Source organism: Micrococcus sp. LASM2_SD2, assembly GCF_057364565.1.
The window spans coordinates 1-11060 of the sequence record NZ_JBNFOB010000057.1; the positions used below are offsets into that span (position 1 = coordinate 1).

At 68.8% G+C, this 11060-nt stretch carries 10 protein-coding genes and 3 pseudogenes; 7 read left to right on the forward strand and 6 right to left on the reverse strand.

Annotation, left to right across the window (positions count from 1 at the left end; genetic code table 11):
* Both AC2W7A_RS04925 and AC2W7A_RS04930 read left to right on the forward strand, forming a co-directional pair.
* Positions 1 to 257, forward strand: a pseudogene (locus AC2W7A_RS04925) (hypothetical protein); the annotation flags it as partial.
* Positions 258 to 483: 226 nt separating this feature from the next.
* The gene (locus AC2W7A_RS04930) at positions 484 to 1554 is read left to right on the forward strand and encodes an IS110 family RNA-guided transposase (RefSeq protein WP_485990374.1); all 1071 of its coding nucleotides are present in this window, start codon (positions 484 to 486) and stop codon (positions 1552 to 1554) included.
* 3 nt (positions 1555 to 1557) lie between these two features.
* Here AC2W7A_RS04930 and AC2W7A_RS04935 read toward each other — a convergent pair.
* Positions 1558 to 2295 (reverse strand): annotated as a pseudogene (locus AC2W7A_RS04935) (type I restriction-modification system subunit M).
* Positions 2296 to 2614: 319 nt separating this feature from the next.
* Here AC2W7A_RS04935 and AC2W7A_RS04940 point away from each other — a divergent pair.
* The 3 genes from AC2W7A_RS04940 to AC2W7A_RS04950 are packed head-to-tail and all read left to right on the forward strand — an operon-like array spanning position 2615 to position 4836.
* Positions 2615 to 2842, forward strand: a complete 228-nt coding sequence (locus AC2W7A_RS04940; protein ID WP_485990375.1) for a helix-turn-helix domain-containing protein — start codon at positions 2615 to 2617, stop codon at positions 2840 to 2842.
* Positions 2839 to 4026 (forward strand): type II toxin-antitoxin system HipA family toxin, encoded by a 1188-nt coding sequence (locus AC2W7A_RS04945; protein ID WP_485990376.1) that lies wholly within the window; start codon positions 2839 to 2841, stop codon positions 4024 to 4026. The genes AC2W7A_RS04940 and AC2W7A_RS04945 overlap by 4 nt, the downstream gene beginning before the upstream one ends.
* 3 nt (positions 4027 to 4029) lie before the next feature.
* A complete protein-coding gene (locus AC2W7A_RS04950) occupies positions 4030 to 4836 on the forward strand; it encodes an enoyl-CoA hydratase/isomerase family protein (RefSeq protein WP_485990377.1) in 807 nt (268 codons plus the stop codon).
* Positions 4837 to 4853: 17 nt separating this feature from the next.
* Here the strand turns inward: AC2W7A_RS04950 and AC2W7A_RS04955 are convergent, their stop codons facing one another.
* On the reverse strand, positions 4854 to 5366 hold the full coding sequence (locus tag AC2W7A_RS04955; RefSeq protein WP_485990378.1) for a hypothetical protein: 513 nt from the start codon (positions 5364 to 5366) through the stop codon (positions 4854 to 4856).
* A gap of 160 nt (positions 5367 to 5526) precedes the next feature.
* Between AC2W7A_RS04955 and AC2W7A_RS04960 the strand changes: the two genes are divergently transcribed.
* Both AC2W7A_RS04960 and AC2W7A_RS04965 read left to right on the forward strand, forming a co-directional pair.
* Positions 5527 to 7116, forward strand: coding sequence for an alkaline phosphatase D family protein (locus tag AC2W7A_RS04960; RefSeq protein ID WP_485990379.1), 1590 nt, complete (start codon positions 5527 to 5529; stop codon positions 7114 to 7116).
* A 12-nt stretch (positions 7117 to 7128) separates the two neighbouring features.
* Positions 7129 to 7479 carry a hypothetical protein gene (locus tag AC2W7A_RS04965; RefSeq protein ID WP_485990380.1) on the forward strand — a complete coding sequence of 117 codons (351 nt, stop codon included), beginning with the start codon at positions 7129 to 7131 and terminating at the stop codon, positions 7477 to 7479.
* A 33-nt stretch (positions 7480 to 7512) separates the two neighbouring features.
* Here AC2W7A_RS04965 and AC2W7A_RS04970 read toward each other — a convergent pair whose 3' ends face one another.
* From AC2W7A_RS04970 to AC2W7A_RS04985, 4 genes and pseudogenes are all read right to left on the reverse strand, one after another.
* On the reverse strand, positions 7513 to 8400 hold the full coding sequence (locus AC2W7A_RS04970; RefSeq protein WP_485990381.1) for a transporter substrate-binding domain-containing protein: 888 nt from the start codon (positions 8398 to 8400) through the stop codon (positions 7513 to 7515).
* A gap of 125 nt (positions 8401 to 8525) precedes the next feature.
* Positions 8526 to 10139 (reverse strand): 3'-5' exonuclease, encoded by a 1614-nt coding sequence (locus tag AC2W7A_RS04975; protein WP_485990382.1) that lies wholly within the window; start codon positions 10137 to 10139, stop codon positions 8526 to 8528.
* A gap of 167 nt (positions 10140 to 10306) precedes the next feature.
* Positions 10307 to 10582 carry a hypothetical protein gene (locus AC2W7A_RS04980; protein WP_485990383.1) on the reverse strand — a complete coding sequence of 92 codons (276 nt, stop codon included), beginning with the start codon at positions 10580 to 10582 and terminating at the stop codon, positions 10307 to 10309.
* A 268-nt stretch (positions 10583 to 10850) separates the two neighbouring features.
* Positions 10851 to 11060, reverse strand: a pseudogene (locus AC2W7A_RS04985) (glycosyltransferase); the annotation flags it as partial.

Here is an 11060-nt window from a genome sequence, read left to right on the forward strand (position 1 = left end):
AGTCAACAATCGTCCCCGGAAGGTCCTCGACTGGAAGTCTCCAACTGAGGTGTTCGCCGAGCAGCTACAGTCACTCGAGCAAGAGGGTGTTGCATCCACCGATTGAATCCACCCAGTACGTGTCCCTGTTGTACTCGGACGCGCTGATCACCGCCGGGGTCACCGCCTCAGTCGGCTCCGTCGGAGACTCCTACGACTGTCAGTCTCTGAGGGCCAGATTCCGTGAGGATGAGGAAGTCCTGGCTGTGGTGCTCTGACCCATCTCTACGATTGACCCGCATGGTGTCTTGGCGTTGATCTGTCGAGTCCACGGCCGGGCACGCACGACCACTGCCGCTGGTCCGGGCGTGACCTGATAGGAGCCTGGAGCATTTTCGTGACCGTGTCCCCGTGACAGTCCTGTCCGCCCACCGGCGTCGGTGCCGCCCCCGCACTCGCACTCGCACTCGCACTCGCACTCGCACTCGCAGGACAGCATCACCCATGAGCCCGATCACCCCCGCCCGTTCCGGTCACGTCGTGATCGGTGTGGACACCCACAAGCACATCCACGTGGCCGCCGTCATAGACTCGGTCGGTGGGATCCTCGCGACCCTCACGATCGCCACCGACCGTCTCGGTTACCAACAGCTGCTGGAATGGGCCGCAGACTTCGGCACCATCATCGCGTTCGGCATCGAGGGTACCGGCTCCTACGGGGCCGGGCTGGCCTCGTACATGCGTCGTCAAGGGCACAAGGTCGTGGAGGTCTCGCGCCCAGACCGGCGCCTGCGCCGGTTGAACGGCAAGTCCGACACCTTGGATGCTGAGAACGCAGCCCGCGCAGTCCTTGCGGGTTTCGCCACCGCCACGTCCAAGAGCGCCGACGGGAGCGTGGGAATGATCCGTCAGCTCAAAGTCGCTCACGACACCGCGGTCAAAGGCCGCTCGGCAGCGATGATCACGTTGAAGGCGATGCTCGTGCACGCCGACGAGGACCTACGCAAGGTACTGCAGGGCAAGACGCAGAAGATGATCGCCCGCCACTGCGCTTCCCTGCGCCCGCGTGGGCTGAGCACCCCGGAGGAGGCCAATCGTCATGTTCTCAGGTCGCTGGCCAGGCGGTGGCTGTCGCTGAACGAGGAGATCCTCGAGCTCGAGGCCATGATCAAGGAGCTCGTGATCCCGCGTGCGCCACATCTGCTCGACCAGTTCGGGATCGGAGTGGACACGGCCGCGGAGATCCTCATCGTGGCCGGGGACAATCCCGAACGGATCAAGAGCGAGGCAGCATTCGCCAAACTCGCCGGCATCAGCCCCGTGCCTACAGGATCAGGGATGACCAGCGGTAAGCATCGGATCAATCACGGCGGTCACCGTCAGCTGAACGCAGCCATCTACAGGACGGTCATCGTGCGGATGCGCTTCCACGAGCCCACGATCGCCTACGTGGCACGACGCACTGCGGAGGGCAAGTCCAAGCGAGACATCATCCGCTGCCTCAAGCGGTACGTGATCCGTGAGGTCTACCACCTCGTGAAGACCGACCCTCGCACTGGTGAGATTGCGAGTTGACAACTATAGGAGCATCTGCTCATTGAGCTCCTGCCCGAAGAGGCGGACCTCCGCGTTCGGGTTCATGCGGCGCAGGCGCTCGTCCAACAGGGACAGCATGCCGCCGGTGCCGGCCGTGGGGTCATAGACAGTGCGGACCGGTTAGCCGGTGAGGACGTCGTCGTCGTTGGCGGTGAGCAGGTCCACGAGGAGCTTCACCGCGTCGCGCGGGGTGAAGTGCTCACCGGCGGTCTCATTGGAGGCGGCGGCGAAGCGGCGGATCAGGTCCTCGAAGAGGGTGCCTATGTCCGCGTTGGAGACGGTGTCCGGGGAAAGGTCGATGGAGGCGAACTGCTGGAGGACCAGGAAGAGGCGGTCGTGCTCGTCCAGCTTGGCGACCGTCTTGTCGAACTCGTAGTACGCGAAGAGGTCCGCCACGTTCTGACTGAAGCCGTCCACGTAGGCCATGAGGTTGGTGCGGAGCAGGTCCGGCTCGTAGAGCAGGTTCTCCAGCGTGAACGGGCTCGTGTTGTAGAAGCTCAGGCCCGCGCGGCTGCGGACCTGGTTGGCCATCATCGGGGCAGGAGTGTTCTTGGCGGCGAGCTCCGCGAAGAACTCACGGTGCGGGGCCATGACCGCCTCCATGCGGCGCAGGATGGTCATGGGCAGGACGAGCGTGCCGTACTGGTTCGGCTTGAACACACCCCGCAGCTGATCCGCGATCCCCCACACGAATTTCGAGAGGTTCTGAGGAGAGGGCATGGAGCGGGCCTTTCAGAGCACGGCGGTGTAGTCTATTCCGGCCATTCTTGCGCCGAAAGAGGTGAACCCCAACGTCTTAGACTGCGCCGTTTCCGGTGCCTGCGATGCTCTGCGGCGCAGTCTAAGACGTGGGTGCGCAGCACGGTATTCCGAAGAATTTTTCGGAACGACGTCCGCGAGGAGCGCAGTGAGGGCATAGCAGCATGAGTTCCGAGATTTTCTTCGGATTTACCGTCCGCAACCCCTCTACAGCCGGCACCCCCTAGGGGTTTCCGAAGATTCCTTCGGATTTCTCGGTCTCTTCTGCCACTATGGAGACATGCCCACGACCCGTGCAGTCTCCTCCGATGCGGCACTGACGAAGATCAGCGACCGTGTCCGAGCCATGCGCAAGGAACTCCACCTCACCCAGCAGCAGCTCGCTGACCTGGCAGGGGTCTCAGATGCGACCGTCCGTCAGATCGAGCGCGGCACCGGCAAGAGCACGCTGACGTCGGTGCTATCCGTCATGGAAGTTCTCGGACTGGAACTTGAGGTGACCGGATGACGACCTCCGGCCTTGACGGGCTCAAACGGGTCACCGACGCGGACGTCTACAAGGCCGGAGTCCGTGCGGGCACCCTGACGCGCGACGAACGAGGCCTGATCACCTTCCGCTACCTCGAGGGGTACAGCGGCGCACCGGTGGCTTCTACCCTGCCCATTCGACCCGAGCCCGTGACAGCCCCCGGCGGCGGCCTGCCCCCATTCTTCTCAGGACTGCTCCCCGAGGGGCACCGCCTGACCGTCCTGCGCAGGGCAACCAAAACCTCTGCCGACGACGAGCTCACTCTCCTCCTCGCCGTCGGCACCGACGTGCCCGGCGATGTGCAGATCGCACCCCGCGGAGCGCAACTCGCCGAAGAGAGCCCGCTCGCCGCAGACGACCCAGGGTCCCTGGACTTCACGACTCTTGCCGATCTGCCCGACCGTCACGCCCTGCCGGGAGTTCAGACGAAGGCGTCCGCATCCATGGTCAATGTGCCCGTGCACCTCCGTGGACGCAGTGCCCTGCTGAAACTGGACCCGCCGAACCATCCGCACCTGGTGGCCAACGAGGCACTGCATCTGCGCCACGCCACGGCACTCCGCATCCCCGTCTCCGGGTACTCGGTGGTGCGGGATCGCAATGGCCTCGAGGGGCTGCTCGTCGCCCGCTTCGATCGTCCACCGAGCAGCACCGGCGTCCCCGCCCGCCTCGCGCTGGAGGACGCGGGCCAGGCCCTCGGCATCTACCCCGCGCACAAGTACAACGTCACCACAGAGGAAGTCATCAATGTCCTGGCCGGACTCACTCCGCACCGCCCCACCGCAGCGCGGAACCTCTACCTCCAGTTCCTCTACGCGTGGCTGACCGGCAACGGCGACCTCCATGCGAAGAACGTGTCCGTCCTGCAGGGCGCGACCGGACGCTGGGACATCGCACCGGTCTATGACGTGCCCTGCACGGTGCTGTACCGGGACATGTCCATGGCCCTGTCCGTCGACGGCCGGACAAAGAACCTGAGACGCCGGCACTGGGAGGCACTGGCCAACAGCATCGGGCTACCGATGAAGGCGGCTCGGGCGGCCATGACCGGCGCATTGAATGCCGCCGCGCGGATCGATCTCTCGACGTTGCCCTTCTCCGGGTCGCCGCTGCACGGCACACAGCGGGAGCTCCGTCACCGCCGATCTGAACTGGAGGCCTGAGCGTTGAACGCAGCGGACACCGCCCGCATCCGCGTCTCCACCGCCGACGGCGTCGCCACCCTCACCCTGGACAACCGCGCCCAACGGAACGCACTCACCCCGGAGATGTGCCGTGAACTGATCCACGCGTGCGAGGTGATCGGACAGGACAAGGAGGCGGCCGTCGTCGTGGTGCGGGGCGCCGGAGGCGACTTCTCGGCCGGGGTGGCGATCGACCGGATGGACGAGCTGCTCTTCACCACCGAGGACGGCACCCTGCCCGCCCCGGGCGACGAGCTGTTCAGCCGGGCCGACGCGGCACTGCGTTCACTCCCCCAGCCGGTCGTCTCGGTGGTGGAGGGCGTGTGCATGGGCGGCGGCTGGCAGATCGCGGCCACGGCGGACTACGTGCTCGCCACGGACACCGCTCGCATCGCCATCACACCCGGCAAGCTCGGCGTCCTCTACCCGCGCCCGGGCCTGGAGCAGCTCGTGGAACGCGTGGGCACGCTGCGCGCCAAGCGGCTGCTCCTCACCGGCGAGGAGGTCTCCCCCGCAGTCGCAGAGGACTGGGGGCTGGTCAGCGAGACGGTCCCGTCCGCCGTCCTCGAGGAGCGCCTCGCCGGCCTCCTCGAGACCCTCAGATCCCGCTCCGCCTACGCGGCCGAGCATCACCTGCGCCTGGTCGACGCGTTCGCCGCCGGCTCGCCCGACTACACCGATGCCTGGGTACAGGCGTGGTCCGGCACCCCGACCTCCGGCGACCTCGCCGAGGGCCGGACCGCCTTCGCCCAGAAGCGGCGACCGCGCTTCACCTGGCGCCGGGGCTGAACTGCCGCCGCGCCGGCTCAGAGCGTCGCGTCTCCGTAGCAGTGCAGCGCAGACCCGTACCCGAGCGGCAGGCCATGGCCCTGCGCCCAGGAGGTCAGCACCTCGATCAGCTGTGCACGGTTCAGCAGCTGCTCCTCGGCGGCGCAGGTGTCCGGGGCGTTGCCGGCCTCCTCGGCGTGGCTGCCTGCACCGATGCGCCAGTTGTAGGCACCCTCCGGGACCACCTTCGCGATCTCCAGCTGGAAGCGGCCCTCCCCCAGGTAGTACATCTGCGCGTAGCGGGTGACCGGGTCGTCGTCCTCGAGCGTGAGCCCGTCGACCTCCTCCCCGAGCGCATGCACCAGGTCCGCGATCTGCCCCACGGACTCGAGCCGGTGCCAGCCCTGCCCTGAGAACTGCCGCAGGTGCTGCCACCACAGCTCGGACGCCGGCTCCGGCATCTCCATCAGCTCCACGCCCTCACGCGGCGGCATGCCGACCTCCACGTCCCCTGCACGCACGCCGGTCTCCTGTCTTCCGTCGATCGCCATGGGGCAGACCCTACGGGCGGGACCGGACAGGACAAGCGATTCAACCCATCTGCCCCACACCCGGAGCACAGCGGATCTTCCCCGTCCCTCTATCCCCACGAACCCACTGACTACCTGCGGGTAACCAGACGGCCACCTGCGCGGACCACACTCGCGACCCATGGACCTCTCGCATGCCTCCTCCACGCAGTCCCCGCTCGCTCTGCCCTCCCGGCGCACGGTCCTGACCACCGGCACCGTCGGCCTGGCCGCGGCCGCCCTGCTCAGTACCTCGGCCGGCACCGCCCAGGCGGCCACCGGCGTGAACCCGTTCAGCCTCGGCGTGGCCTCCGGAGACCCGTGGCCGGACGGCTTCGTGATCTGGACCCGCCTGGCCACGCAGCCGCTCAACGAGGACGGCCTGGGCGGCATGCCGGACCTGTCCTTCGCCGTGGAGTGGCAGGTGGCCACGGACCCGCAGTTCTCGAAGATCGTGCGTGCCGGCACGGCCACCACGGACCGCTCCCGCGGCTACGCCGTGCACGTCACGCTCACCGGGCTGCGACCGGGCACCGAGCACTGGTACCGCTTCCGCGCCCACGGCCACGTCTCCCGCACCGGCCGTGCGGTCACCGCCCCGCGCCCGGGCACGGACCCCGGCCACCTGGCCTTCACCGTGGCCTCCTGCGCCAACTGGGAGCACGGCTACTTCACCGCCTACCGGCACATGGCCGCGGAGAAGCCGGAGCTGATGGTCCACCTGGGCGACTACTACTACGAGATCATGCCGTACGGGTACCCGGTCTCCTCCGGTGTCCCCCGCGCCCACAGGAACGGGGAGTCCCGCACCCTCGCCCAGTACCGGGCCCGCATGGCCCAGTACAAGACGGACCCGGACCTGCAGGAGGCCCACGCCGCCGCGCCCTGGCTGGTCATCTGGGACGACCACGAGCTGGAGAACAACTGGGCGGACGAGACCCCGGAGATCTGGGACCCGGACTTCCTTCGCCGACGGGCTGCCGCGTTCCGCGCCTACTACGAGAACATGCCGCTGCGCGCCTCCTCCGTGCCGCAGGGGATCGACATGCAGCTCTACCGCCGCATCCACTGGGGCGACCTGGCGACCTTCCACCTCCTGGACACCCGCCAGTACCGCTCGGACCAGGCGAACCTGGACCTGGTCAAGGTGGTGGACGAGGACGCCCGGGACCCGCGCCGCACCATCACCGGCGCCGAGCAGGAGCAGTGGCTGCGCGAGGGGTTCACCACCTCCACCACACGCTGGGACTTCCTCACCCAGCAGGTCCCGTTCGTGCAGTACGACCGCACCTCCGGCCCCCTGCTGTGGGGAGACATGGACACGTGGGACGGCTATGTCGCCTCGCGTGAACGGGTGATCGACGCCTGGCGCACCGCGGGCGTCCGCAACCCCGTGGTGCTCACCGGGGACATCCACGAGGCCTTCGCCTCGGACGTCAAGGCCGACTTCGACGACCTGTCCTCCGAGTCCGTGGGCGTGGAACTGATCACCACGTCCATCACCTCCGGCGGCGACGGCTCGGACTCCGCCACCGGCGCCCTCGCCTGGAACCCGCACATCAAGTTCAACAACGACCTGCGCGGCTACCTGCGCGTGGACGCCACCGCGGACCTGCTGGAGGCCCGCTTCCAGGTGGTGGACTACGTCAGCGAGGTGGGCGCCCCGGTGCGCACCCGCGCCGTGTACGGGGTGGAGGACGGCGCCCGGCGCCTGCACACGATCCAGGGCTGAGCGGCCCGCCGCATGATGCCTGCGCTGGCCGCCGTCGCCGCGCGTTCCGGCATCACCGTCATGGCCTGCGTCGAGCGCGGACAGGTCCTCTGGGCCGTCGTGGAGTCGGAGGGCGCGGTCGCACAGCTGCCGGAGCCCGGCCGGGTGCGCCTCGAGGAGGCCGGCCGTACCGGCCTGCAGGTGGACCTGGGCTGGGTGCGCGGCCACTCCGGGGACGTGCACAACGAGACCGCGGACCGCCTGGCCGTGATGGCCCGCCGCAACGCGGAGTTCGAGGTCCCGGAGAAGCAGGCCCATGCCATGCTCACGGACCTCCGCCACGAGGTCGCCGAGCAGCTCCTCGGGTACTCGCTGGCGGCCTGACCGGGCCTCGGCCCCGGGCCAAGACCCCCGTGCTCAGTCCTCCGGGTTCAGGTCCGCCTCGCCCACCCACGGCTCGGCGAAGCCGTCATAGGTGCCGTCCTCGAGCGTGACCATGAGCCACTGGTCCACATAGTGCTTGAAGACGTCATCGCCCTGGGGAAGCATGTAGCCCTGCACCGAGTAGTCGAAGGGCTCGTCCGGGTTCACCGCGCACAGCTCGTCGTACTCGTGGTCCGTGTACAGGACCTCCGCGCGGTCGGTGGTCATCACGTCCGCCTCGCCGGCGGCGAGGGCGTCGAAGATCGTCAGGTTGTCATGGGTGATGAGCTCACCGTCCGGGTAGTGCTCGCGCGCGAACTCCTCATTCGTGCCACCTTCCGGGAAGATGGAGCGGACGCCCGGCTGGTTGATGTCCTCGATGCTCCGGTACTTGTCCACGTCCTCGCAACGGGCGATCGGTGTCTTCCCGTCCTCGAGGGTCTTCTCGGAGAAGTAGACCTGCTCCGCGCGCTCCGGGTTCATGGAGATCCCGCCCACCGCCACGTCGCACTTCCCCAGGAAGTCGTCCATGAGATCGCCCCAGCTGGTGGTGACGAACTCCGCCTCCACGCCGAGGGTCTCGGCGAGGTCCCGGGCCATGTCCACGTCGATGCCCTTGAGCTCCCCGTCCTCGGTCTCCTCCGTGAAGGGCGGGTAGTCGCCCGTGGTGCAGACACGCAGTTTCCCGGCGTCACGGATCTGCTCCACCCTGCTCTTCTCCGCCCCGGGCGACTCTCCGGCGCCGTCCGAAGCGGTGGGGCTGGAGACGGCGGCCGTCTCCAGGCCGTCGTCCGTCCGGTCGGACATGGTGCAGCCGGAGGCGAACAGGGCCAGGGCCGCGCCCAGGGCGGCCAGGGTGATGTGGGGGTGGCGGGCGCTCATGGGCTGCCCCTCTCGGTCAGGTGCGAAATGACAGGTGAGTGACGGGCATCACTCTAGTGGCCCTGTCAGGGGCATGACCATTCCCTGACCGTCTGGCGAGATGCCGGGCCGTTCGTCAGGACAGGTTAGCCGCGCATCCACCGCAGTGCGGTGATGGCCAGCCAGATGCTGAGGAACGCGATCACCGCGGTCATGCCGACCCCGACTCCCACCTGGCCGGCGTCGCCCGCGCTCATGTCCTCCACGATCACGCCGATACCGGCGGCCGTCATCACCGCACCGAACAGCGCGGCAAGCATCATCACCGCACCGACGACCTTCTTCACCGCACGGACGCCCTCGCTCCGCCCGGACTCCCGAGGCGGCCCTGGAACCGGTCCACGGCGGTCGACGGCGCCCTCACCGACCAGCCCCGACGCGCGGCCCTCCTCCGCACGGGACTGCCCGGCACGGTCCTCCCCCGCGCGGTCCGGCTGCTCCCACGGCCGCGGGCCGCTCCTCTCGTCGAAGTGGGAGCGGCGCAGCGCGGACGGGGTGAAGGACGAGTCTGTGTAGGTGCGGCCGGCCGACGTCTCGGGTTCAGCACCGTTCACAGCAGGCCGAGTCTCGGATGCCGGTGACGACGTGGCCTCCTCGACGGAAGGTGCTGCAGCTGCCGGGTCCTGCGTCCCTTCGCCCCGGTCGACATCATGCCCACGGGGGCCCAGGACCGCGATGCCCGTCCGGGGCTCCTGTCCATCCAAGGCCTCCAGGAATGCCACCGCGGTCATGGCTCGGATCGACTGCCCGGCCTCGCCATAGTGGACGGCCTTCCGCTCCTTGGTCGTCATGTTCACAGTGAGGGCCTCGTCCCCGGACGCGAGCGCGGCGAGGTCGTCCCGGTTTCCGGCCACCAGCACCGTGGTCTTCCTGGTGACGTTCTTCTGCGGGTGCCCACCCGCGGCGGCGATGCGCTCCCACAGGCCGTACCGGTCTCGGCCCTGGACCGGACCGGAGATCACCACGTGCTCGCCGTACAGCGGATGCCCCGGATCCGCATCCGCTGCCGCCTGGGGCATGTCTGCGACCTTGGTCTTGGAAGCGCGGCTGAACCACTCCTGGCGGCCCGGGTCCTCTTCCACGTCAGCCGCGGTCGGCATGGAACCCGACGTTCTGCGTCGGGCCGTTGTCGGTCTCACCTGGCCACCCTGCGGCCAGAGGTCACCGAGCCGCTGCACCCCCTGGTCCTTCACGATCGCCACCAGCACCTCGGCGCACGCTCGGGCATCCTGCTCGGCATCGTGGTGGTGCTCCAGCTCCACACCGTAGGCCTCCGCGAGCACCGGCAGGGTGTGCCGTGGGCTGTCCGGGCGCAGCCGCCGGGACAGCTCCAGCAGGTCCAGCCACTCCATCGGCTGCGTCGTGCGCCCCACCTCAGCGCAGGCCGCCTCGTACACGCCGCGGTCGAAGGCGGCGTTGTGCGCCACCAGTGGCAGCTGGGCACCGAGCACCTCGAGCTGACCGGCCACCTCCTCCCATCCGGGTGCGCCCCGCACGTCCTCGGCGCAGATGCCGTGGATGCCGCGGTTCAGCGCGGAGAACGAGTCCACGCCGGTGGGCGGCTGCACCAGCAGCCTCTCGGTAGCCACCACCTCGCCCTCACGGACCAGCGCGATGCCGACCGCGCACACGGACGCCCGCTGTGCGTTGGCGGTCTCCATGTCCACGGCCACGAAGTCCAGGCTCCCCGTCGTGATCACGTCGGTCTCTCCTCGCTGCGCCAGGACGGCGCGTGTCAGGGGCAGGTCGTGCCCTCGATTCTGCCTGAGCCGGGACGGCCACGCCCCCGGCACCCGCTGGAGGCGGGCACCGGGGGCGAGCGGCTGCCGTCGGGAAGCCCTCGGACGGCCTGGCCGTCAGCCGCGCGTCAGCGGGTCGCGAAGTTGACGGAGTCGTGCATCCAGGTCGGTGCGACGTCCATGTTGATGTCCGCCGGGTCCTTCAGGGTGAAGGCCACCTTGAAGTTCAGAGACTTGCCCGGCTGGATGCTCACGGTCGGGGTGTCGAGGCCCGCCGCCGCGTCGTACACCATGCCACTCTGCTCACCGCCGGAGCTCGCCTGCAGGGACGTTACCATGCTGTCGATCGGCTCCCCGGAGCCGTTCTCCACCGTCACGTCGAAGGAGTGGGCCTGCGCCCTCAAGGCCTCATCCTCCACGAAGGCGCCGGCGGACGGCGTGAAAGGCTGGGGCTGGCCGACGGTCACCGCGACGCCGTCGTTCCACGTGTAGGTGTCCCCGAAGGTCGGCTGGAACGGCCAGCCAGGCCAGGTTCTTCTTCATGGGGATTCCTCCATGCGAGTAGGGATGGGAAGCGCACCCGCTGCCACCGAGACAGTGTCCAGTGGGCACACACCGCACACGAGGAATCGGGGCGGACACGATAAGGCTCCGCCCAGAAGGCGCCCAGTCTCAGGCCCAGCCGCCCCACCAGCCCTCGAGGTCCGGTGCCGGTCCCACCGGAGCCCACCCGAGCCGCGCCACGGGCAGGGTCAGCACCCTCGCCCTGCGGCCACGCGCCTGCGCACGACGGCCCCGCACGCCGGTCAGCCGCCCCACCTCACGGACCCGGTCGGCCCCGCCGCCGGCGGTCAGCACCACGGTGTCCACGCCGGCACGCTC